Source organism: Pseudomonas sp. B707 (assembly GCF_022496685.1).
Lineage (GTDB): Bacteria > Pseudomonadota > Gammaproteobacteria > Pseudomonadales > Pseudomonadaceae > Aquipseudomonas > Aquipseudomonas paraglycinae.
Genome location: NZ_WTVE01000036.1, coordinates 75,108 through 100,003 on the forward strand (window position 1 = coordinate 75,108; position 24,896 = coordinate 100,003).

16 protein-coding genes are annotated in these 24,896 nt (G+C 61.5%); 11 read left to right on the top strand and 5 right to left on the bottom strand.

The window, feature by feature from the left end:
• Positions 1-86: 86 nt before the first annotated feature.
• The 11 genes from aroQ (at position 87) to GQX66_RS27670 (ending at position 12,962) form a co-directional block, all read left to right on the top strand.
• Positions 87-542 (top strand): type II 3-dehydroquinate dehydratase, encoded by a 456-nt coding sequence (gene aroQ, locus GQX66_RS27620; RefSeq protein WP_007951022.1) that lies wholly within the window; start codon positions 87-89, stop codon positions 540-542.
• A 24-nt stretch (positions 543-566) separates the two neighbouring features.
• Entirely contained in the window at positions 567-1,034 is a 468-nt protein-coding gene (gene accB, locus GQX66_RS27625; RefSeq protein ID WP_007951023.1) for an acetyl-CoA carboxylase biotin carboxyl carrier protein, read from the top strand.
• A gap of 17 nt (positions 1,035-1,051) precedes the next feature.
• Positions 1,052-2,410, top strand: coding sequence for an acetyl-CoA carboxylase biotin carboxylase subunit (gene accC, locus GQX66_RS27630; protein WP_240872076.1), 1,359 nt, complete (start codon positions 1,052-1,054; stop codon positions 2,408-2,410).
• Positions 2,411-2,576: 166 nt separating this feature from the next.
• Complete coding sequence (gene prmA, locus GQX66_RS27635; RefSeq protein WP_007951025.1) at positions 2,577-3,455, top strand: 50S ribosomal protein L11 methyltransferase; 879 nt, start codon at positions 2,577-2,579, stop codon at positions 3,453-3,455.
• 30 nt (positions 3,456-3,485) lie between these two features.
• Positions 3,486-4,754: a DUF3426 domain-containing protein gene (locus GQX66_RS27640; protein ID WP_240872077.1), complete on the top strand. Its 1,269-nt coding sequence runs from the start codon at positions 3,486-3,488 to the stop codon at positions 4,752-4,754.
• A gap of 185 nt (positions 4,755-4,939) precedes the next feature.
• On the top strand, positions 4,940-5,950 hold the full coding sequence (gene dusB, locus GQX66_RS27645) for a tRNA dihydrouridine synthase DusB (protein WP_240872078.1): 1,011 nt from the start codon (positions 4,940-4,942) through the stop codon (positions 5,948-5,950).
• Positions 5,947-6,267 (top strand): DNA-binding transcriptional regulator Fis, encoded by a 321-nt coding sequence (gene fis, locus GQX66_RS27650; RefSeq protein ID WP_002555375.1) that lies wholly within the window; start codon positions 5,947-5,949, stop codon positions 6,265-6,267. Before dusB ends, fis begins: the two co-directional genes overlap by 4 nt.
• Positions 6,268-6,349: 82 nt before the next feature.
• Positions 6,350-7,957 carry a bifunctional phosphoribosylaminoimidazolecarboxamide formyltransferase/IMP cyclohydrolase gene (gene purH / locus GQX66_RS27655; RefSeq protein ID WP_134021679.1) on the top strand — a complete coding sequence of 536 codons (1,608 nt, stop codon included), beginning with the start codon at positions 6,350-6,352 and terminating at the stop codon, positions 7,955-7,957.
• A gap of 172 nt (positions 7,958-8,129) precedes the next feature.
• On the top strand, positions 8,130-9,422 hold the full coding sequence (gene purD, locus GQX66_RS27660) for a phosphoribosylamine--glycine ligase (RefSeq protein ID WP_007951030.1): 1,293 nt from the start codon (positions 8,130-8,132) through the stop codon (positions 9,420-9,422).
• Positions 9,423-9,524: 102 nt separating this feature from the next.
• On the top strand, positions 9,525-12,302 hold the full coding sequence (locus GQX66_RS27665) for a hybrid sensor histidine kinase/response regulator (protein WP_134021675.1): 2,778 nt from the start codon (positions 9,525-9,527) through the stop codon (positions 12,300-12,302).
• A 63-nt stretch (positions 12,303-12,365) separates the two neighbouring features.
• The gene (locus GQX66_RS27670) at positions 12,366-12,962 is read left to right on the top strand and encodes a MarC family protein (protein WP_007951032.1); all 597 of its coding nucleotides are present in this window, start codon (positions 12,366-12,368) and stop codon (positions 12,960-12,962) included.
• A gap of 66 nt (positions 12,963-13,028) precedes the next feature.
• Here GQX66_RS27670 and GQX66_RS27675 read toward each other — a convergent pair whose 3' ends face one another.
• The 5 genes from GQX66_RS27675 to cobG form a co-directional block, all read right to left on the bottom strand.
• Positions 13,029-20,168 (bottom strand): TcdA/TcdB pore-forming domain-containing protein, encoded by a 7,140-nt coding sequence (locus GQX66_RS27675; RefSeq protein WP_240872079.1) that lies wholly within the window; start codon positions 20,166-20,168, stop codon positions 13,029-13,031.
• Between the two features lie 326 nt (positions 20,169-20,494).
• Entirely contained in the window at positions 20,495-22,198 is a 1,704-nt protein-coding gene (cobJ, locus tag GQX66_RS27680) for a precorrin-3B C(17)-methyltransferase (protein WP_240872080.1), read from the bottom strand.
• Entirely contained in the window at positions 22,198-22,929 is a 732-nt protein-coding gene (locus GQX66_RS27685; RefSeq protein ID WP_129973606.1) for a precorrin-2 C(20)-methyltransferase, read from the bottom strand. The genes cobJ and GQX66_RS27685 overlap by 1 nt, the downstream gene beginning before the upstream one ends.
• Positions 22,929-23,555, bottom strand: coding sequence for a precorrin-8X methylmutase (locus GQX66_RS27690; RefSeq protein ID WP_011332253.1), 627 nt, complete (start codon positions 23,553-23,555; stop codon positions 22,929-22,931). Before GQX66_RS27690 ends, GQX66_RS27685 begins: the two co-directional genes overlap by 1 nt.
• Complete coding sequence (cobG, locus tag GQX66_RS27695; protein WP_276613652.1) at positions 23,548-24,846, bottom strand: precorrin-3B synthase; 1,299 nt, start codon at positions 24,844-24,846, stop codon at positions 23,548-23,550. Before cobG ends, GQX66_RS27690 begins: the two co-directional genes overlap by 8 nt.
• Between the last annotated feature and the right edge of the window lie 50 nt (positions 24,847-24,896).

Below are 24,896 nucleotides of genomic sequence, written 5' to 3' on the forward strand. Positions count from 1 at the left end.
ATTGCAGAGAACTGGACAGTCACAAAGTCTTTGCGGCATAGTCGCCGGGTTCTGACGAAGGCTCACCCATAACAAGGAACACGCAGATGGCAACGCTACTGGTGCTGCACGGCCCCAACCTGAACCTGCTCGGCACCCGGGAACCCGGGACCTACGGGTCGACCACCCTGGCGCAGATCAATCAGGATCTGGAACGCCGCGCCCGTGAAGCCGGCCATCATCTGCTGTATCTGCAAAGCAACGCCGAGTACGAATTGATCGACCGCATCCACGCCGCACGCGGCGAGGGCGTGGACTTCATTCTGATCAACCCGGCAGCATTTACACACACAAGTGTCGCATTACGTGACGCGCTGCTGGGAGTGAGCATCCCATTCATCGAAGTGCATTTGTCCAACGTGCACAAACGCGAACCTTTCCGCCATCACTCTTACTTCTCCGATGTAGCGGTAGGAGTGATCTGCGGCCTTGGCGCCAGCGGTTATCGACTGGCCCTGGAGGCTGCACTAGAGCAGCTTGAACAACAAGCTATACGCCCCTGACCGACCCTTGGGAGTTGATGATTCATGGATATCCGTAAAGTTAAGAAACTGATCGAATTGCTGGAAGAGTCCGGCATCGACGAGCTCGAGATCAAGGAAGGCGAAGAGTCCGTACGCATCAGCCGTCACAGCAAGACCCCGGCGCAGCAGTACTACGCTCCGGCTCCGATGCAGGCTCCGGCCGCTGCACCTGCCGCCGCTGCCGCTCCGGTTGCTGCTGCCGCAGCTCCAGCTGCCGCTGCTGCTCCAGCGCTGAACGGCACCGTTGCCCGTTCGCCGATGGTCGGCACCTTCTATCGCAAATCTTCGCCAACCTCGCCGTCCTTCGTTGAAGTCGGCCAGACCGTGAAGAAAGGCGACACCCTGTGCATCGTCGAAGCCATGAAGATGATGAACCACATCGAAGCTGAAACCAGCGGTGTGATCGAGTCCATCCTCGTCGAAGACGGCCAGCCGGTTGAGTACGACCAACCGCTGTTCACCATCGTTTGAACTGCGGAGAGCCTTTGATGACTGCGAAGTTGGAAAAAGTTCTGATCGCTAACCGCGGTGAGATCGCCCTGCGGATTCTGCGTGCCTGCAAAGAGATGGGCATCAAGACCGTCGCCGTTTACTCCAAGGCCGACAAAGAGCTGATGCACCTGGGTCTGGCAGACGAATCCGTCTGCATCGGCCCGGCTTCTGCCGCTCAGTCCTACCTGCACATCCCGGCAATCATTGCGGCCGCTGAAGTGACTGGCGCTACCGCCATTCACCCAGGCTACGGTTTCCTCGCGGAAAACGCTGATTTCGCCGAGCAGGTCGAGAACTCCGGCTTCGCCTTCATCGGCCCGAAAGCCGAAACCATTCGCCTGATGGGCGACAAGGTATCGGCCAAGCACGCGATGATCGAAGCGGGCGTGCCAACCGTTCCAGGTTCCGACGGCCCGCTGCCGGAAGACGAGGAAACGGCACTGCGCATCGGTCGTGAAGTCGGCTACCCGGTGATCATCAAGGCCGCCGGCGGCGGTGGTGGTCGCGGCATGCGCGTGGTGCACAAGGAAGAAGACCTGATCGCCTCGGCGAAACTGACCCGCTCCGAAGCAGGCGCGGCGTTCGGCAACCCGATGGTCTATCTGGAAAAATTCTTGACCAACCCGCGTCACGTCGAAGTGCAGGTTCTGTCCGACGGCCAGGGCAACGCCATCCATCTGGGCGACCGCGATTGCTCGCTGCAACGCCGTCACCAGAAGGTTCTCGAAGAAGCGCCGGCACCGGGCATCGACGAGAACGCGCGCAAGGAAGTCCTGGCCCGCTGCGTCAAGGCGTGCACCGACATCGGCTACCGTGGCGCCGGCACCTTCGAGTTCCTGTACGAGAACGGTCGTTTCTACTTCATCGAAATGAACACCCGTGTTCAGGTGGAGCACCCGGTTTCGGAGATGGTCACCGGTATCGACATCGTCAAGGAGATGCTCAGCATCGCCGCTGGCAACAAGCTGTCGTATACCCAGGATGATGTGGTCATCCGCGGTCACTCGCTGGAATGCCGGATCAACGCCGAAGACCCGAAAACCTTCATGCCGAGCCCGGGTACGGTCAAGCATTTCCACGCTCCAGGCGGCAACGGCGTTCGCGTCGATTCGCACCTGTACAGCGGTTATGCCGTTCCGCCGAACTACGACTCGCTGATCGGCAAGCTGATCACTTACGGCGCGACCCGCGACGAAGCCATGGCCCGCATGCGCAATGCCTTGGACGAAATCGTGGTTGACGGGATCAAGACCAACATCCCGCTGCACCGTGATCTGACCCGTGACGAAGGCTTCTGCAAAGGGGGCGTGAACATTCACTACCTCGAGCACAAGCTGGCTGGCGAGAAGCACTAAGCTTCAGCCCGCACCAGACAAGGCCGCCTTCGGGCGGCTTTGTTGTTTCCGAAGGTTTCATCTGCTCACACATTCCCCGCTCCCACAAAACCGTCGCGCTCGCGTAAACTTGCGCGCTTCTCGCAGGCCGCTAGGCTGCAATCAATCTTTTTCACAGGTGCCCGCCATGCCTTGGCTGCAAGTAAGACTCGCCATCAGCCCGGAACAAGCCGAAACCTACGAAGACGCTTTCCTTGAAGTGGGCGCCGTTTCGGTGACCTTCATGGACGCCGAAGATCAGCCGATCTTCGAACCGGAACTCAATACCACCCCGCTGTGGGCGCACACCCACCTGCTGGCCCTGTTCGAGGGCGGCACCGAAGCCGCCCCGGTACTGGCCCACCTGGAACTGCTGACCGGCAGCCCGCTGCCCGAGCACCACAGCGAAGTAATCGAAGACCAGGACTGGGAACGCAGCTGGATGGACGGTTTCCAGCCGATGCGCTTCGGCCAGCGCCTGTGGATCGTGCCGAGCTGGCATGCCGCACCGGAGCCGGACGCGGTCAACCTGCTGCTGGACCCGGGCCTGGCATTCGGCACCGGCACCCACCCGACCACCGCCCTGTGCCTGGAATGGCTGGACGGCCAGGACCTGAAAGACTGCAACGTGCTGGATTTCGGCTGCGGCTCGGGGATTCTGGCGATTGCCGCCCTGCTGCTCGGCGCGAAAGAAGCCGTGGGCACCGACATCGACGTGCAGGCACTCGAAGCCTCCCGTGACAACGCCGGCCGCAACAACATCGCTGACGAACTCTTCCCGCTGTACCTGCCGGAAGACTTGCCGCAGGTCAAAGCCGACGTACTGGTGGCCAACATTCTGGCCGGTCCGCTGGTTTCCCTGGCGCCGCAACTGTCCGGTCTGGTCAAGTCCGGCGGGCGCCTGGCGCTGTCCGGGATCCTCGCCGAACAAGGTGACGAAGTCGCTGCCGCCTACGCGCAGGACTTCGATCTCGACCCGATCGCCAATCGTGATGGCTGGGTGCGCATCACCGGCCGTCGGCGCTAGAATGACCGCCTGCTCAATCCGGATCGCCGCATGACCGACAGCTTCGTCACCCAGTGCCCGCATTGCCAAACCAGTTTCCGTGTCAGCCACGCTCAGTTGAGCGTGGCCCGCGGGGTGGTTCGTTGCGGCTCCTGCCTGCAAGTGTTCAATGCCGCCAAGCAATTGCTGGAGCAACACGCAGGCAAGGAAGCGGTCACGCCAGTGGCGCCGTTGATCAGCGAACCACCGCCGATCAGCGAGCCTGCGCCTGTCGAGCCGCCGGCCATCGTCGAAACGCCCGAGCCGCGCGCCATCAGCCAGAAGCAATGGAGCGCCGCCGAGCTGGATCTGGACAGCCTGGATCTGGACGAAGAACTGGCCCGCCTCGAGCAACGGGAAATCCAGCCGACCACCGAGTTCGGCCGCCCGCGCGAAGACGCTCTGAGCGCCCGCCGCGACAGCCACGAACCGGAAGACACGACGTGGCCGGACAGCCTGTTCAGCGAACCGGCAGAAGAGCGCGCACCCGAAGTCGAAGAGGAACCCGACGCCGTTGAGCCCGAGCCAATCAAACCGGAGCGCACCGAGCCTTCGCTGTCGCTGGAGCCGGTGGATCTCGACGACGAACCGCCGATCCCGCAACTGCGTCTGCACGATCCGATCGACCCGAATGCCCGCCGCGAACGCCTGTCGGCCAGCGATGACGTCGACGACGAACTGCCACTGATCGAAGCCCCGCGCAAAAAGCGCGAACGCGTCGAATCCAGCGTTCGCGCCGAAGCCTTGCAGGATCTGACCGACGATCCGCTGCAACTGGACTGGCAAAAACGCCGCTCGCCCTGGGGCCGCCGCCTGCTCTGGCTGTTGCTGATCGTGCTGGCCGCCGCCGGTCTGGGCGGACAGTACATCGCCTATCACTTCGATGAACTGGCGCGCCAGGATCAATACCGGCCGTGGTTCCAGCAACTGTGTCCGCAAGTCGGCTGCACGGTGCCGTCCAAGGTGGATATCGCCAAGATCAAGAGCAGCAACCTGGTGGTGCGCAGCCACCCGGAATTCAGCGGTGCGCTGGTGGTGGACGCGATCATTTATAACCGCGCGCCGTTTTCGCAGCCGTTTCCGCTGCTGGAGCTGCGCTTCGCCGACCTTAACGGTCACCTGATCGCCAGTCGTCGCTTCAAGCCCGGCGAATACCTCAACGGCGACCTCGAAGGCATGGCGGAAATGCCGCCGCAGACGCCGATCCACATCGCCCTGGACATCCTCGATCCAGGCCCGAAAGCCGTGAACTACAGCCTGAGTTTCCACTCGCCCGAGTGAAACGCTTCACCGCTCCCGGATTGACGGCAGTTTTCTGACTGCGCAGCGCGCGACCAAACCGCCGGTAATAACAGAATAACTGTTCAGATTTTGTTCAATTCAGCCTTTATCCAGTCATCGAGAGCGGGTATCATGCCAACCCTTTTTCGAACTCTCATGATCCGGCCCCACTTCAGGGAAGTCCTATGTCGGCGGTACGCATCGGCCCATATACATTGCAGAACGGCTTGATCCTCGCCCCGATGGCGGGTGTCACCGACCAGCCCTTTCGTCAGCTGTGCAAGCGTTTGGGCGCAGGGCTTGTAGTCTCGGAAATGGTCACCAGCGACATGAGCCTGTGGAACACCCGCAAGTCGCGCCTGCGCATGATCCACGAAGGCGATCCCGAGCCACGCTCGGTGCAGATCGCCGGTGGCGATGCGCAGATGCTGGCGGATGCGGCCCGGGCCAACGTCGAACTGGGCGCACAGATTATTGATATCAACATGGGTTGCCCGGCGAAGAAGGTCTGCAACAAGGCCGCCGGCTCCGCGTTGTTGAAGGATGAGGCACTGGTTACCGAGATCCTGCATGCCGTCGTGGCGGCAGTTGATGTGCCGGTGACCCTGAAGATCCGCACCGGATGGGATCGCGACAACAAGAACGGCCTGACCGTGGCGAAGATCGCCGAGCAGGCCGGGATCACGGCGCTGGCGGTGCATGGCCGCACCCGCGCCGACCTGTACACCGGCGAAGCCGAGTACGACACCATTGCCGCGATCAAGCAGGCAGTGTCGATTCCGGTCTTTGCCAACGGCGACATCGTATCGCCGGAAAAGGCCCGCTACGTGCTCGACGCGACCGGTGCCGATGGCCTGTTGATCGGCCGGGCTGCCCAGGGGCGGCCATGGATTTTTCGCGAGATCGAACACTTCCTGCGTACCGGCGAAAAACTGCCGGCGCCGGAGCTGATCGAGGTGGAACGCATTCTGCTTGAGCATCTGGCCGCCCTTCACGCCTTCTATGGGGACGTGATGGGCGTGCGAATTGCCCGCAAGCATGTGGGCTGGTATCTCGCAACCTTGCCGGGCGCCAGGGAATTTCGCGCCCACTTCAATCGTTTGGATGGTACGGAAACACAATGCGCCAACGTTCGGGAGTTCTTCGCCGAACGTTACAAGAGCCTGACAGGGGACGGAGAAGGGGTGGCCGCATGACGATGATGACCGAGACTTTAGTGAGTGGAACAACACCCGTGAGCGACAACGTGAATTTGAAACAGCACCTCAATACCCCGAGCGAAGAAGGCCAGACCCTTCGCGGGAGTGTCGAGAAGGCGCTGCACAATTATTTCGCCCACCTTGAGGGCGCGTCCGTCACGGACGTGTACAACCTGGTGCTCTCCGAAGTCGAGGCTCCCCTGCTCGAAAGCGTGATGAACTACGTCAAGGGCAACCAGACCAAGGCCAGCGAGCTGCTCGGACTGAACCGCGGCACGCTGCGCAAGAAACTCAAGCAGTACGATCTGCTGTAAGCATTCAATCAAACCAGAAAGGCGCCCGCGTAAAACCGGTCGCCTTTTTTGCTGACTTCCCTTGCTTTTGATGGAAATTGAGATGACCGACCAGACTACCCGCCTGCCGATCCGCCGCGCCTTGATCAGTGTTTCCGACAAGACCGGGATCCTCGAATTCGCCAGGGAGCTGGAAGCCCTGGGCGTGGAAATCCTTTCCACCGGCGGGACCTTCAAACTGCTGCAGGACAACGGCGTGGCCGCAGTGGAAGTCGCGGATTACACCGGTTTCGCAGAGATGATGGACGGTCGGGTGAAAACCCTGCACCCGAAAATCCACGGCGGGATCCTCGGTCGTCGCGGTATCGACGACGCGATCATGAACGAGCACGGCATCAAGCCGATCGATCTGGTAGCCGTCAACCTGTACCCGTTCGAAGCCACCATCAGCAAGCCAGGCTGCGACCTGCCGACCGCCATCGAGAACATCGACATCGGCGGCCCGACCATGGTCCGTTCGGCGGCGAAAAACCACAAAGACGTGGCCATCGTGGTGAATGCCAGCGATTACGCCAACATCCTGGAAAACCTCAAGGCCGGCGGCCTGACCTACGCTCAGCGTTTCGACCTGATGCTCAAGGCGTTCGAACACACCGCCGCCTACGACGGCATGATCGCCAACTACATGGGCACCGTGAATCAGGCTGCTGACACCCTCAGCACTGAAGGTCGCAGCGAATTCCCGCGCACCTTCAACAGCCAGTTCATCAAGGCTCAGGAAATGCGCTACGGCGAGAACCCGCACCAGAGCGCGGCGTTCTACGTTGAGGCCAAGCCTGCCGAAGTCGGCATCGCCACCGCCACCCAGTTGCAAGGCAAGGAACTGTCGTACAACAACGTGGCCGACACCGACGCCGCGCTGGAATGCGTGAAGAGCTTCGTCAAACCGGCCTGCGTAATCGTCAAGCACGCCAACCCGTGCGGCGTGGCCGTGAGCCCGGACGCCGAAGGCGGCATCCGTCAGGCCTACGAACTGGCCTACGCCACTGACACCGAATCGGCGTTCGGCGGCATCATCGCCTTCAACCGTGAACTGGATGCCGAGACCGCCAAGGCGATCGTCGAGCGTCAGTTCGTTGAAGTGATCATCGCCCCAAGCGTCAGCGAAGAAGCCCGCGCTATTGTTGCAGCCAAGGCCAACGTACGCCTGCTGGCCTGCGGCGAGTGGTCGGCCGATCGCGTTCCGGCCTGGGACTACAAGCGCGTCAACGGCGGGCTGCTGGTACAGAGCCGCGACATCGGCATGATCGGCGCCGACGACCTGAAAGTGGTGACCAAGCGCGCCCCGACCGAACAGGAAGTCCACGACCTGATCTTCGCCTGGAAAGTGGCCAAGTTCGTCAAATCCAACGCCATCGTCTACGCCAAGAACCGTCAGACCATCGGTGTCGGCGCCGGCCAGATGAGCCGCGTGAACTCGGCGCGTATCGCCGCGATCAAGGCTGAGCACGCCGGTCTGCAAGTGGCGGGTTCGGTAATGGCATCGGACGCGTTCTTCCCGTTCCGCGACGGTCTGGACAATGCGGCCAAGGTCGGTATCACGGCGGTGATCCAGCCAGGTGGCTCGATGCGTGATGCTGAAGTGATTGCTGCTGCTGATGAAGCCGGCATCGCGATGGTGTTCACGGGAATGCGTCATTTCCGTCACTGATACACGGCAGCTACAAGCCTCAAGCTGCAAGCTGCAAGAAAGAGCAGTCAGGTATCGCTCCTTCTTGCAGTTGCAGCCTCATTAATTCAGAGCCATAAGCTGTAATCGAGAGTCACACACTCGCTCTTGCTTGCAGCTTGTAGCTTGCAGCTTTCTCCGAAGGAGTCTCTCTTTGAACGTTTTGATCATTGGCAGCGGTGGCCGCGAACACGCCCTGGCCTGGAAAGTGGCTCAGGATCCGCGTGTGCAGAAAGTTTTCGTGGCACCGGGCAACGCCGGCACCGCGATTGAGGCCAAGTGCGAAAACGTCGCCATCGACGTGCTGGCCCTCGAGCAGCTCGCTGACTTCGCCGAGAAAAACGTTTCCCTGACCATCGTCGGTCCGGAAGTGCCATTGGTGGCCGGCGTCGTCGACCTGTTCCGCTCCCGTGGCCTGGACTGCTTCGGTCCGACCGCCGGCGCCGCGCAGCTGGAAGGCTCGAAAGCCTTCACCAAGGATTTCCTGGCACGTCACAAGATCCCGACTGCCGACTACCAGAACTTCACCGAGATCGAGCCGGCCCTGGCTTATCTGCGTGAAAAAGGCGCACCGATCGTGATCAAGGCCGACGGCCTGGCCGCCGGTAAAGGCGTGATCGTTGCCATGACCCTGGCCGAAGCCGAAGACGCCGTGCGCGACATGCTCGCCGGCAATTCCTTTGGCGACGCCGGTTCGCGCGTTGTCATCGAAGAATTCCTCGACGGCGAAGAAGCCAGCTTCATCGTCATGGTCGACGGCAAGAACGTTCTGCCGATGGCCACCAGCCAGGACCACAAACGCGTCGGCGACGGCGACAGCGGCCCGAACACCGGCGGCATGGGTGCTTACTCCCCGGCTCCGGTTGTCACCGCCGACGTGCACCAGCGCGTCATGGACCAGGTGATCTGGCCGACCGTGCGCGGCATGGCCGACGAAGGCAACGTCTACACCGGTTTCCTGTACGCCGGTCTGATGATCGACAAGGCCGGCAATCCGAAGGTCATCGAGTTCAACTGCCGTTTCGGCGATCCGGAAACCCAACCGGTGATGCTGCGTCTGCAATCGAGCCTGGTACTGCTGGTCGAAGCCGCACTGGCCCAGGCACTGGACAAGGTTGAAGCGCAGTGGGATCCACGCCCGAGCGTCGGCATCGTGCTGGCCGCCGGCGGTTACCCGGGCGACTACGCCAAGGGCGCGCCGATCAACGGTCTGGACGCCGCCGCCGCACTGGAAGGCAAGGTCTTCCACGCCGGTACCGCGCTCAAGGACGGCAACGTCGTGACGGCCGGTGGTCGGGTGCTGTGCGCCACCGCCATGGGCGCCAGCGTCGGCGCCGCCCAGGAGCAGGCCTACAAACTGGCCAAGGCCATCGACTGGGAAGGCTGCTTCTACCGCACCGACATTGGCTACCGCGCCATTGCCCGTGAACGCGGTGAGTCTCAGTAATAAGCTACGCTGTGTTTCCGGCAGGGGCTCATCGCCCTTGCCGGACTGTTCCGACGCTGCGCATCGTTATATTCTGGCATCAACCTACGAAGGGATTTCGCCGTGCGCTGGCTCAGGATTGCCATAGGCTTCACCGTCACGCTGTTGACCTTGCTCTGCATGCTCCCGGCCCAGGCCGCGCAAGGCAGTGGCTGGTCGGTATTGCTTGACGATCAGGGCAACCTCCAGCTGAGCGACATCCGCTCCGCCCGCTACACCAATCAATTCAGCCCTATCGAACTTGACCGCCTGACCGCGGCCGAACCCGATGGCGCCCTGTGGCTGCGCTTCAGGCTGGCGCCCGGCAAGCACGAACAAGTGCTGCGGATCTTCGCCCCCGACCTGTCGCACCTCAATCTGTATGTCCTCGACGGCGATCGCCTGATCGAGCAACGCGACACCGGCACCACCCAGCCCCAGGTGGAGCGGCCGCTGCCCAGCAGCGACTTCATGCTGCCGTTGCCGCAGAGCGACAAACCCCTCGACGTCTACCTGCGACTGGTTTCCGATCACCAGTTGCGCCCTTACATCACCTTGCAATCGGCGGTGATGGCCGCGGCCAATCACAACCAGACGCTGATCTACGGCCTGCTGTTCGGCTGTCTGGCGATGCTGATCCTGCATAACCTGATCCGCTACGCCTACACCCGCTCGCGCAGCAGCCTGTGGCTCGCAGTGTGTGAAGGCCTGTTGAGCCTGAGCCTGTTGCTGTTGCTCAACCTCGCCGGTCCGTGGCTGCCGAACTGGCATGCGATCCAGACCCCCGGCGCCTATCTGGCCCTGCTGCTGACCGCTCCGGCGGGCCTGATGTTCGCCTACCGTTTCTTCGCCCCGCTCGGCCCGCATCCGCTGAACAAGCTGCTGATCGGCGACATCCTGTTCATCGTGATCTGCAGCCTGTTGCTGTTGTTCGTCAACACCCTGCCGCTGAACATCATCACCTATGCGCTGGTGGCCCTGGCCGGGCTGAGCATGTTGCTGGTGGCGTTCTATCACTGGCAGAAAGGCTACCGCCCTGCCCGCTTGTTCGTCGCCGCGATGGTGGTGTTCAACATCGGCACGCTGATCATCCTCCCGGCCTTGCTGGGGCTGACCCTGGTCGCGCCGCAAGGCCTGATCATGACCCTGATGGGTTTCATCTGCATCAGTGGCCTGCTGATGAGCATCGCCCTCGGCGAGCGTCAGCGCAGCATCACCGAAAGCCGTTTCAGCATCAGCCGCGACCTGGCCGCGAGCAACGCCGAGATCAACGCCAAGGCCGAGTTCCTGGCCAAGATCAGCCACGAGATCCGCACGCCGATGAACGGCGTACTGGGCATGACCGAACTGCTGCTTGGCACGCCGCTGTCGGTGAAACAGCGCGATTACGTGCAAACCATCCACAGCGCCGGTAACGAACTGCTGACGCTGATCAACGAGATCCTCGACATCTCGCGGCTCGAGTCCGGGCAGATCGAACTCGACGACGTGCAGTTCGACCTCAACGCGCTGATCGACGATTGCCTGAGCATCTACCGCGCCAAGGCCGAACAACAGAACGTCGAGCTGATCAGCTTTATCCAGCCGCAAGTGCCACGGGTCATCAGTGGTGATCCGACGCGCCTGCGCCAGACGTTGCTGAGCCTGCTGGAAAACGCGCTGAAGAAAACCGAAGAAGGCGAAGTGCTGGTGGTCGTCGCCCTCGACGAGCGTAGCGCCGGCCCCCGCCTGCGCATTGCCGTGCAGGACAGCGGCCAGCCGATGGATCAGGAAGAACGCGACGCGCTGATGCACGCCGAGTTGCACAGCAAGCACTTCCTGTCGGCCAACCGCCTGGGCGGCAACCTCGGTCTGGTGATCGCCCGCCAATTGATCCGTCTGATGCAGGGCGAGTTCGGCATCAAGAGCGGCGCCAGCCAGGGCAGCACGCTGTGGCTGACCCTGCCGCTGGACCCTGATCGCCTGGAGCATCCGACCTCGGACCTCGACAGCCCGCTGCAAGGCGCACGCGTGCTGGTGGTCGACGACAACGACACCTGCCGCAAAGTGCTGGTGCAGCAATGCAGCGCCTGGGGCCTGAACGTCAGCGCCGTGCCGTCGGGCAAGGAAGCCCTGGCCCTGCTGCGCACCAAGGCGCATTTGCGTGATTACTTCGACGTGGTCCTGCTCGACCAGAACATGCCCGGCATGACCGGCATGCAACTGGCCGCCAAGATCAAGGAAGACCCGAGCCTGAACCACGACATCCTGCTGATCATGCTCACCGGTATCAGCAATGCGCCGAGCAAGATCATCGCGCGCAACTCGGGGATCAAGCGCATCCTGGCCAAACCGGTGGCCGGCTACACCCTCAAGACCACGCTGGCTGACGAACTGAACCAGCGCAATCGTGGCCAGGTGGTGTTCCAGCCACAGGTTGCGAGCACTGCGGCGCCGGTCAAGGTGCCGAGCGATTTCCGCATTCTGGTGGCCGAAGACAACACCATTTCGACCAAGGTAATCCGGGGCATGCTCGGCAAACTCAACCTGCAACCGGACACCGCCAGCAATGGCGAAGAAGCCTTGCAGGCGATGAAAGCCCAGCGCTACGACCTGGTGCTGATGGACTGCGAAATGCCGATCCTCGACGGCTTCTCCGCCACCCAGCAACTGCGGGCCTGGGAAGTCGGCAATCAGCGCATCCGCACGCCGATCGTGGCGCTGACCGCGCACATCCTCGCCGAACACAAGGAGCGTGCGCGCCAGGCCGGGATGGACGGGCACATGGCCAAACCGGTGGAGCTGTCGCAACTGCGTGAGCTGATCGAGCACTGGGTGGCCCAGCGTGATCAGCAGAACCGTGCGACGACACAACCGTCGTGAGCCGACAGACACGATATCGCCTGTTAGACTCCCCCCGACTTTCCCCGCCAGCGAGCCCGCGCCATGCTCCACGTGTTATTCAGTGTTTACCTGAAGATGCTGGTGCTCTACAGCCCGTTCTTCGTGTTGTCCTGCTTCATCAGCCTGACCCGCGGTTACTCGCGCAAGGAGCAACGCCGTCTGGCCTGGAAAGTGGCGGTCGCCACCCTGGTTTCGAGCGTGTTGCTGTACCTGTTCGGGCGGGTGATTTTCGATGTATTCGGCATCACGGTGGACGCCTTCCGCATCGGCGCCGGCAGCGTGCTGTTCATTTCCGCTCTGGGCATGGCGCAGGGCAAGTCGGCCGTGCAGACCGACAACGTGCAGCAGGACGTGACGATCGTTCCGCTGACCATTCCGCTGACCGTCGGCCCCGGCACCATCGGTGCTTTGCTGGTGATGGGCGTCAGCCAGCCGCACTGGGACGACAAGCTGTTCGCGATCATGAGCATCGCCCTCGCCAGTTTCACGGTTGGCGTGGTGTTGTACCTGTCGAACCGCATCGAACGCATTCTCGGCGATCAGGGTTTGCAGATAGTCAGCCGCCTGATGGGGCTGTTCGTGTGCGCACTGGCGGCGCAGATCATCTTCACCGGGGTCAAAGGCTATCTGGTGCCTTGAACCCTCAAACGAAAAGACCGCCGACGGCAACGTCGGCGGTCTTTTTTCGTCAGCGCCCGCGTACCGTCAACCCGCAGACTCGACGGTCTTCTTCGCATCCGCCTGATCGATCAATGCTTTCAGCGTCACGCCCTCGGCGCCCTCCTTGCGCACCTTCAGCCAGCGCACCAGCGTCGACACCTGGCACGGACGCAGGCCCTTGACCTCAAGCATGGCATCGCCCCGCAGCGAGGGATCTGATGCATCCGCATTGCGTATCAGCACACAGTGCTCACTGTCGGGATCGATCACCACCAGGTGATCGTCGACCATCCCCACTTCGAGCTTGTGTGGATCGGCCATGGTCAGGATCAAGCGACTCATGACCGCGGGAAAACCCACCAGCGGATAACGGCAATCAACCACCAACGAATCGAGCTTGCGCATCAGCGCCTCGGACAGATGCCACTTCATCCAACCGCGCCCTACCCGCAGAACCAGCGTGCGCACATCGTCCGGGATCACCGGCAGAAGATCGTAGGCATCCACCCGTCCCTCGAGCACCAGCACGTCACCCGTGCGCTGGACGTAATCCAGCGGCTTGATCTGGCGCATGCTCGGATAACCCTGAACGACCCGCTCGCGCGATTCATGCAACAAGACTTCAGCGTACTTTCGGGTTCCAAGTAGCTCGTAATCCTCCGGCAGGTCGACAGCGGGAATCTGGATCAGCCGTGCACTGTCAGCGATATACCACTGCACACTGGCCTCCTGAGAAGCGATAGAGATGAATGGACGATGCGCTGCGTTCGCCAGCAAGGCTTGCAAGTCTCTGATCAGATGCTCGCCATGGGCCGCCAGCCAATCGTGTTGCACGCCAATGATCTGCGGTGGTTCCTGATGCTCCAGTTGCAGCACCACGCCTTCGCGCGTCGTGCCCAAGAGACCGGCACCGTCGACCCGTACATCGGCAAAGCGCCACGCCGTCCACTGCTGCTCTGGTTTTGGCAGCATCCAGCTTTGCAACAACTGCGAGCCGTCTCCGAATGCCGCCTGCAGTTGATGCGGATCGATAAACGTCTGGCGCCAGACCTCGCCACTTTCGGGCTCGAACAGCCACGCCGATTGATTGTCCGGTGTCATGCCCAGCAACCGGAGCTGTGTTGGTTGCGCGTCACACAACAACAAGCGGTTGTCCACGTACCAGGCGTGCAAGCGCGCATCCCCGGCAGTATTGGCAATGCCGACAATCGGGAACTGCTCGACTGCGTATTGTCGGGCGATGGCGTCGAGCGCCAGCCACCATTGTTTGCGCCCCTTGAGCCAGGACTCGGTCAGACCCGCAAAACGCACTTCACCGTCAGCGCCGATTTCGAATGACAATCCGTCCTCGGTGCGGGCCTGATAGCCATTGTGTTCAGCCGTCACCTGCTTCAGGCGCTCGGGCTGCACCCAGCGGTGCGACCACTGAATCTGTTCCAGCGTCACGGTGCGCTGCACCCGGCACAGGCTCTGGAACTGCCGGTCGTAGATGACAAACACGTCGCCGTCATCACTGGGCGTCAGCAGCATCAGCTCGTTCAGGTTCTGGATCGAGTCGGGCCAGGCGCGGGCATGGTGGCGGCGCGGTACCGGGCGCACGATCAGGTTGTCACGAGTACGGACCCAGGCCATGTCCCGAGCGTTGTCTTCGATCTTCCAGCAGACCGAAACGTAAGCAGCGAACTGCCAGTCGACCGTGGCGTAGCCTTTGTCTGCATCGACCGGTTTGAGCGATACCCAATCACCCAGTACCGATGTCCAGGCAGGCAACGGCGTGCCGTCATCGAGCAACGTCTGGAAACCCGGCTCAAGTCCACGGGTAACCGAGCTCAGCCACAGTTCACCTTCATGAATCAGGTAGTTGAGGCGCTCACGCGTACCGTCCTCATACGCGTATTCCTGCACCACATGGACGACACCCTGCCCATCGGCTTCGACGCTACGAATCGTGCTGACGCCGGTGCGTCGAAACATCAAACGAAAGCGATGACTGAGCAGGCCGGTGCCGGCATCGACCTGACAGATATCGTAGCCAATCGGATCATGGAAAAATGCCGAATCGCCGGCCACCACCGACAACAGCCCTTCATCGTCGAACACCTCGTCGTTGCGGATATAGAGGATCCGGTCCTGCACAGCGTCATACCAGCCATTGGTGTAACGCGGCGCCTTGATGTTCTCGAACGGAATCAGATAGTCGTGGATCGGCGTATAGCGCAGCCCCAATCGATGGGCTCGCGCCAGGTCTTGCAGATGATCCTGCAGGACCTGGCCGTTCAGGCCTCTGGGCGCCTGTTCTTCCAGAAGATCCAGTTCAGTCCGTTTATTGCCGGCAATCCGGAAGAGCCGGCCATTTTCGATCAGCAGGGAAATCTCCGGGGCAATGTCCGCCGTCACCTTGAACTCGCAACCTTTGATACCGAACTGCCCGTTGCTGCCCAGCACGATGTCCTTCTCGACGGCCCACGGCGCGACAATGATCCAGCGGTCCTTTTGTTTGCCCACTGACGTCAGTCCGACATTGACGCCGGGGTTGAGCACGAGTGTGCATGTGCCTCCACCACCCTGAATCCGATAGCTGACCTGCTCGCGCCAAGGCTCGGGGATCACCGGCACAACCAGTTTGCGCGCCTGCGCATCCAGCGTGACCCGGATCTCGGTCGGGCGATAATCGGGGTACATCCGATGGACAATGTAATGGCTGGGGAACGAGTAGAACGAAAACAGGAACAGCCACTGACCGTCCGCTTTTTTCTTCTCCAGACGCCGGGCGATGTCGAAACCCTTGTCGTGGCGCTGTGATGCGAACGGCAGGATCTGGTACTCGTAGCGATAGCAGGTAAGCGGCGTGCACGGCAAGACAATGGCCTGCTCGGCGGACGGTGAGAACTTCATCTCGGCTGGATAGCCCAGTTCTTTGCTGAGGTGGATCGCTCGCGGGTAATCGACCTCGAACTCCGGCACGCCGAAATGATCGCGCAGCGGGTAAAGACGGGTGCTGTCGAGCAGCAGTTTGCCGGTGCTCAGGTCCAGACCATTGATGATCAGCGACGGTCGTGGCAACCAGGCACCTTGCTCGCCGCTGTAGTGAAATCCGTCCCCGTGATGCGCCTGCTCCAGTTCCGCAAAAAACAGCCCGACCGCCTTCGCTTCTTCAGCGATGGTGGCAAAGCTCTGCGCCAGCGCAGTCACGCCAACCGCAAGGCCACCCAGAATCACCCCGGCGCCTCCCAGCACCGCTGCTGCCGTACCCGCACCGGCAAACGCTGCGCCAAGCCCCGCGCCGGTGAGGGCCAGACTGCTGGCATCGAAGGTCAGCTGGGTGGCGTAGGTGGCTGTCTCCACATCATTACGTGCCGTCGCCAACTGATAGATATCGAAACCGACATTGGCCAGACCCAACACCGCGCCGACGCCTTCGTTGCCCAAATGCCCGGCCACAGCGCCGAGGGATCTGCCGGTCAACGGCTCGAGCGCTTCGCCGACCACCTTCGCAGTGGTGCGGGCGATCAGTTTTTCATCGCGCAGCGCGGCCTGCACCAGACCGATCAGTCCCGCCACATCGACCACATTGCCATGCACCAGTTGTGCGTAATTGACGTAGGCATGCCACTGCACCGCCGTTGTCAGTGTGCGGTCTTCGCCTTCGCGACCACGCAAAGCATTCATCAAGGCCTGCACCGCGAAACCGGCATTGAGCGTATGCACTGCCGCTGCCTCGGTCGGATCCACAGCATCACCGACCGGACGCTTGCGCCCCAGGCTCGAAAACAGGTCAGTCAGGTAATTTTTGATTCGCAGCAGGCGATCATCCCGGCTGACGACCGTGGCGACCAACTCGCCGGTCTGTGGATCGATCATGCCCACCCGATAACTGCCCTCGGGCGTCACTTCCAGCGAGTCGAACAACGGCACAAGAGGCGTCACCGAGTCATGGCCCTCCTGCAACCGCGCCGTCATGTCGGCAATCTCCCCGCCCCACCAGTCATTGTCTGAAGACAACAGTGCCTTGCCCAGCCGCGAGTTCTCCATCAGCGTTCGTCCGTGAGCACTGTTCATCCTCTGGCGAACCGACCTGAACGGTTTGTCCGGCAGCGGCTCGTCCCTGAGCAATTGACTTACCTTGCTGCCGTTCGACAGGTTCAGATCGGCGACTTTTTCCCCATGTACATCGATCAGATCGAACTGTGGCCGGCCAGGTTTGCCGTACACGGCGTAATGACGGGCGATCTGTGCCTGCTTGAAAAATTGCCCAAGGGCCATTCTGAAGGTTACGGAGCTGTCGAACTGGAACAGGCCGAAGTTCGGATCGTAGAAGTGATAAATGACCGTACTCCCGTGTACAGTCCGAGCCACCAGCATCGAGTGGTTATCCGAGTTGAGCATCAGGGTTCGCGGCCCCACGGACGCCTCGAGTGTCGCGACCATCTTGTCCAGATCGCCCCGCCCCAGCGCCGTGCCCACATCGGCTGCGTTCACGCCACGCATTTCCTCCAGCGCGGCCAGAAACGCCTTCGAGTCCGGGTGCTCCGGCTCAAGCACCGCCAGAAAGAATCGCTCGCGCAATTGCCGGGTCGCTCCCTCGCCCTGTGTGAGGGCGGCCCCCATCGCCAGCGCCAGCGGAAAACAGCGGCCGGCCGCAGTGTCACCCGGCCCGTGCATCAACAAATCCTGAGGCACCATTTTGACAGTGCCGGCCTCGAACTGACTGAGCACCTGTTCCAGCCGCTCCAGAACCTGTTCGCGGTGTTCCTGAGTGGCGAGCCGCTGGATCTGCGCCACCTGACGCCCCCAGTCAAACAGTGTCGCAGTGTTGGCCAAGGCATTCTTTTTCAGGCCAAGTGCGGTGACCGGATGCGCGGGCAATTCATCACCCACACTGGACATGCCTGCCATGAACGCAGGTGCGCGGTGCTGATAGAGATGCTGTTCAATCGCCGCATAGCGCCCTGCCGTACCGCGCTCACTGAGGCTGTTGATCAGATTGTCCAGCGTACTGCGCAAGGCGGAAAAGCTTTGAGCGTCCAGTGAATCAGCGCCCAGCAATGCTCCGATGGTCAAACGCTGCAACGGGGTGAGCTGTTCGAGTTGCCAGGAACCGGCGCCCAACCCGATCAACAGCTCATCCAGTGCGAGGCTCTGGGCAACCGGATTTTTCGGGAATGCCGGTGGCCGCAGGCGAGTGTCCTGATTGCGGATGGCCTGACGATCATCGAAGCTCAGCGGCAACCTTTCAGCGAACACAAGGGTGCCGTCGTGACCGTTCGTCATCGCCTTGGTGAACGGCTCGCCGAGGTGATCAGCCATCCGCTGCAACAGCTCGGTATTCAGGACATGACGTCCTTCGATGAGCGGCCAGCCGAGTTCGAATTCGACGGTCGTCTGTTTCAACAACTCAGCGATGTTCCCGGCGTAGCGGGTCTTGAATTGGCCATCGCGCCAGCGTTGCTGCTCAGTCTCGAGCCACTTCTGAGTATCGGTTTCGTTTTCCTTCCAGGAGTGATCCAGTTCCTCTTCAGTGAGTTGATTGACCGTCTGCAGAGGTGCGATGGCCATTTCCCGCCGTGACGCCTGCGCGCCCTCGGGCGTTAAAAATGCCTTTTCGAAATCGCCGGTGCCATCCTTGATCGCGACCGGTCCGGTCAAATAAATGGTCCCCTCATTTTTTGGTCGGATACCTTCGTTGTGGTATCCGGCTGCGGCATTTGCCAGATAAGACGCAAAGATGGCTTCCATTCCGGGCAAATCAAACAAAGGCCCGTAAGACTTTTCCAGCACTTCACCAGCCAGTGTATCCATGGCTTCATGCTCTTGAAGACTGATACCTCTGTCAGTGGCCAACCGTGCGGTGTCATCGATCAATTCATAGTTGAACCTGAAGCGCTGGAGCACGGACTCAAGTACCGCCGAGCCGGCATGCGCCATCATGTAGGCATTGCTGATCGTGTTTCCCTTTGCCACCGCGCGCAATGCGTAGGGACGGACAAGCAGATCCTGTGGAGGCTGAAACACCTGGGTCAAAGGCGGCCGGCTTTTGGCAAACGCTTGCAGTACCGTGCGATGCTCTTCGGGTATTTGCAACAGCTTGTCTCTGTATTGCCCCCGCAACGCTTGTCGACCTGGCATCCAGTCAGGGTTCTGATCCAGCATCAACTGCAAAACACCAAGTCGAGCATCCTCACCAAAGTCGCTTATATCGACACCTGCAATTTCCTTCAGCAACGGCGGCAAGTTATCGACATCGGTGTAACTGCCGCCCTCAAAGTACAAGACCTCTGCTCTTACGATATCCGATGCCGCCGCCAGGTTGCCCCGCATGCGCATTTCCCGCTGGTAAATATCCCGCAACTTCAAAGGTATTTCCGAACCCGCCAGATCGCGCACGCGAACGTCACCTCCGACCAGCGCATCAATACTTTCCCGGTTCTTTGCCTTCAACACCCGTAAGTCCTGAGAATTCTGACCATAAGCAAGGCTCAACAACTGCACCCTTGCTTCATCGGCTGATTCGCCCTTCGCAACTGCCGCATCAATGTGTTCGCTCATTTGTTGCTTCAACGCAATAGCGCGGGCCACATACATTTCGCCCAATATCTTATCGGAAGTGCTATCGACGCCCCCGTGCTCCATGGCGTCCGCCTTCGCCACCTCGACCATCAAGCGATTGGCCTGCCAGGCCAGCAGCGCATCACTGTCATACCAGACGTTGATCTGATAACCCTGACCAGCCAATACCTGCTTCCAGACATTGATGTAGTCGCGCTGAATCTCGCCGATGCCGCCACCCAGCCAGATGAAGTGCAGGATATTCGGCACTTGCGTAGCGGGCGTTTTCATCAGTTCGACGCTGTAACTCAGACGCGACTCAAAATCGGCGACCCTGGCGCCGATTTCTGAAAGATCAGGTGTCTTCTTGCTGTCCAGGCCCGGAGCAGGCGCCTGTTCCACTTCACGTCGTACCCGCAGGCCATCGAACTCTGCAAGCGCCCGCTTGAATAGCGCGAGCGGTTGCAGAAGCCTTGGCGAATCAAGCAAACCGACACAAGCAAAGTAGTAACGGATCACTTCGTCATGACGAACAGTATTCTTGTAGGGCAACAGCGCCTGTTCAAGATCAGACAACTTGAACAGATTGACGAACTTCACATAGCCGCCATCGACAACATCAACATTAGCATCCTGCATTTTAATACTTCCCTGAGTGGTGAATCATGTGCACTGCCAATCGGCTGGCACACGTCTGCACTGCAAGTAACAAGACTTGCAACACTTAAAAATCATCAATATAAAAACTTGAGCAAGCTTCACAAAATTGAAACTAGTACAAAACAAAAACCAACAACACACACAAAACACTTCAAACAATGTCCAGGGAAATATTCAATAACATCGAGCCAACTATCGAAATAAACAAGCCATTAAAAAAACACATAAAAAAAACAAGGCCGCGAATGGCGAATTCGCGGCCTTGTTTGTTTTATCGATCATTGCCACTCGACAGTGCGGGGATATCAGCCGGCCGGTTTTTCCCCGTACCAGCGCGGCGTATAAACCCACTCCCCGCCCTCGGCTCGAGGGAAAGTGCAGGTAGTGGAAGAACCGATCAGCACCATGGTGCGCATGTCCACTTGCTCCGGAGTCAGCGCGCCCAGTGTCGTGACGCGCAGCGTCTGCCCCGGCCGACCGATATCGCGGCCCAGCACCACCGGTGTTTGCGGTGTGCGGTGTTGCGCGACGATTTCCAGTGCTCGCCCCAGTTGCCACGGACGGGCACGGGAGATCGCGTTGTAGAAGGCCAATGCCAGATCCGCCTCGGCGGCCAGATCCAGACGCTTCTCGATGATCGACCACGGTTTGAGGTTGTCCGACAGCGACATCACGCAGAAGTCATGGCCCAGCGGCGCACCGGCCTGAGCGGCGGTGGCGAGCGACGCCGAAACACCCGGCAGGATTTCCAGATCGACGCTGTGCCACGCCGGATCCGTCGACTCGTGCAATGCTTCAAGCACCGCCGCCGCCATGGCGAACACGCCCGGATCGCCGGACGAAACCACGATCACCGAACGACCCTCAGCGGCCAACCGGAAGGCGTGACGGGCACGCTGCATTTCTTCGCGGTTGTCGGTGCAATGCTGCACCTGATCGTCGCGGAACGGGCCGGCCATGCGCACATAGGTTTCGTAACCCAGCACGTCAGTGGCGCGGGCCAGTTCGGCTTTCACCGCCGGCACCATCAACTCTGCCGCACCCGGGCCAAGGCCAATGACAGCAAGGCGACCACGCGGACGACCGATCTGCGAAACATCCAGCGGCTGTTCGGCCACGGCGATGGCAAGGTCGCGGGATGTTGTGATGATTCGGGCGCCGGGGACTGCATCGCGGGCCAGTTCACCGATGTCACTCGCCGGCGCGGCAAAACGCAACGGCACAGCCAGTTCAAGCGCGGCTTCACGCAATGCCGGGCTGGCCATCTGAACGTCAGCCGCCACCAGACAGGCCAGCGATTGAATTGCCACACCGGCCTGAAGTAACGCATCGCGAATTACATCCGGTAGATCGGCCACATCTATATCGACCGCCACCGCCACGCTACGCGGATAAATCAGCAACTCACTGGCGTTCGCCGCGCGGGCATCGCTGCCCACATGAATCGAGCGCTGCGCCTGTGGATCTTCCGGCAGTTGCGCCTGCTCAAGCCACGGCGCAGCACCGTCGATGCGTACGCTGTGGCCGGCGAGCAAGTCGGAGACAAAACGCTTGCCTTGCTCCAGATCGCCAAGGGCATAACCGCCGGGCGGGTTGAGCAGGCAGGTGCCGAAACGCAATTCGCCGCTGGTGGTGATCGCCGCTGCCACTTCAAGCGCAGCCGCGATCTCGCGGGCCATGACATTCACCCCGCCGAGGCCACCGAGCAGCGGCACCACGGCGCTGCCGTCTTCAGCCACGGCGAGCACCGCTGGCTCGACGCCTTTTTCCAGCAACAGCGGCGCCAGGGTGCGAATGACAATGCCGGCCGCGCACAGGGCAATGATCGGCGTGTCCTGTTGATACAGCTCGCGCAGGGTTGCGCCGAAGTCGCTGTAAGTCAGCTCCGCGCCTTCGACGCGCCCTTTTAGTCCATGAATCTGCGCGGCCGGATAGACCTGCTGAAGACGACGGGCCGTGCCCAGTGCGCCCTGACCGAGAATGACGATGGCCGGTGTGGAATGGGTCATCAGCCTTGCCACCGTTCGCCGGGCACAATGATCAGCGAGAAGTACGGCGACGACATCGGCTCGACCTCATCCAGCGGTACGATCTTCTGGTTGGCCATGGTCGCGCGCTCGACGTACAGCGCACGCTCGGCCAGACCCAGCTCTGCCAACACGTCGCGCACCTTCGGGAAGTTGCGCCCCAGTTTCATGATCACCGCCGCATCGGCATCCGCCAGGCGACGCTTGAGTTCATCGTGAGGCAGCACGCCGGACAGCACCGACAGGCTCTGATTGCGATACACCAGCGGCGCACCCAGCACCGAAGCGCCGCCGAGCATCGAGCAGACGCCCGGCACCACTTCGGCTTCGTAACGGCTGGCGAGGCGATCGTGCAGGTACATGTAGGAGCCGTAGAAGAACGGATCACCTTCGCAGATCACCGCCACGTCGCGGCCGGCCTCCAGATGCGCGGCCACTTCTTCTGCCGCGTCATCGTAGAAATCGCTGATCACTTGCTCGTAGGACAGCGGCGCCGGCAGCACTTCGGTGGTTACCGGGTACACCAGCGGCAGCAGATTCTGCGCGTCCTGCAGATGCGCTTCGATGATGCCGAACGCGTTGCCCTTCTTGCCCTTGGCCACGAAGTACGCCACCACCGGCGATTCGCGCAGCAGGCGCAAGGCCTTGACGGTAATCAGTTCCGGATCACCGGGGCCGACGCCCAGGCCAATCAAACGTCCTTGAGCCTGCATCATTCGATCTCCGTGGCGAGGGCATTGACCGCAGCGGCGGCCATGGCGCTGCCGCCGAGGCGGCCCTGCATGATCACGAACGGCACGCCACGGCTGTTGGCGGCCAGTTCGGCCTTGGATTCGGCGGCGCCGACGAAGCCCACCGGGAAGCCGAGGATCAGCGCCGGTTTCGGGGCGCCGGCGTCGAGCATTTCCAGCAGATAAAACAGCGCGGTCGGCGCGTTGCCGATCACCACCACGCTGCCTTCCAGATGCGGACGCCACAGTTCCAGTGCCGCTGCCGAGCGAGTGTTGCCCAGCTCGCGCGCCAGCTCCGGCACGCTGTCATCGCGCAGGGTGCAGATCACTTGGTTGTTGGCCGGAAGGCGCGCACGGGTCACGCCCTCGGAAACCATCCGCGCATCGCACAGGATCGGCGCGCCAGCGGCCAGCGCATCGCGCCCGGCCTTGCCGGCGCCTTCGGAGAATTGCAACCCGTCGATGGCCTCGACCATGCCGCAGGCGTGGATCACCCGCACCGCGAGTTTTTCCAGGTCGGCCGGGATGCGAGCCAGGTTGGCCTCGCTGCGAATGATCGCGAAGGAGTTGCGATAGATCTCCTGACCGTCGCGGATGTAATCAAGCATCAAGGGGGCTCCGTGAGCGGGCGGCGAGCAGGGTCGCGGCCGCTTCGATAGTAAGGTTGTGAGCGTGCAGCGCGCCGAAACCCGGCAGGGCTGCATCGCGAAAATAGAGATCGTAGTGGCCGGGGCCGACCGCCAGCAGAGTCACCGCTGCCCGATGTGCGGCGGCGCAGGAACGCGGGCAACCGGACAGGTGCACATCAACGGCGTGTGGCAACAGCGCAGCCAGCAGGCGGGCATCGTGTTTGGTGTCGGCCAGGCCTTTGCCGCAGCCGTTGGCGCCGGTGCAGGCGATCAGGTGTGACAGGGGGTCTTCGATGCGGGTCAGCAGGTTCAGCTTGCTCAATTTGTCGAGCACTTGAACCGCATCGGTTTCCTGCACATTGGGCAGCAACAGACTCTGCCAAGGGGTGAAACGCAGGCTGCCGTCACCAAAGGTTCTGGCCAGGTGTGCGGCGCCACGCAGCATGTCCGGATCAAGGCGGCCAAGCGCCGGGGCAGCACCGACATAGACCTGACCGGCCGATTGCTGAGGGTGGATGCCGAGGTGCAAACCCTCCGGTCCGGCTTCGCGCTGCCAATCAGCAGCGGCTTTCAGGCTGATCCGCTGACCGAGTTTTTCCAGGAACACCGGCGCCGGGCATTCATCCAGCAGATGGCGCATTCGCGTCTGCTCCGGTCGGGCCAGATTGAGGAACAGTTCCAGCACCGCGACCACCAGCGCATGTCCGTGCGCAAGCGCCACGGCAGCCAGCGGTCGATCCGTCGGACAACCCGCCAGGCCGAACGCCAGCAGCGTGTCGCCGCGATCTTCGAATGCCGACAACCACAGGTCATGGGGATGTTCGAGCATCGCCAGCGCTTCACCGCCGTCCAGTTGCACGGCGAACTTGGCGCTCAGCTCGTGGAAGCGCGGATGGCTTTGCAGGGTCTCGAGGATCTGCCCGGCCAATGGACGGGTATCGAAGCGCATCTGTCGGTCAATGCCGGCGACGGGGCTGAGCATCAGGTTGCGCACGTCGTCGCCGGCGGCGGTTCGCGGCCCGAGACCGGCGGCCAGCAGGCTTTCGATCAGCGCGGCGGACTGCTCGCCGATCCCGCGAATCTGCAGATTGCCCCGGTTGGTCGCCTCGATCGCCCCGCCGGCAAACCGCTCGGCGGCATTGGCCACCGCATCGGCCTGATCGGCCGTGATCGAACCGCCATCGAGCTTGATCCGGCAGATCCCGCCGTCCAGCGCCTGGACGATACGCAGCAACCCCGGACAGGCCGAGGGGCGTATGGCGTTGGACATCGGACGTTCGTTCAAGGGCTGGCAGCTCTGTGGGAAAGGCGCTTCGCGGG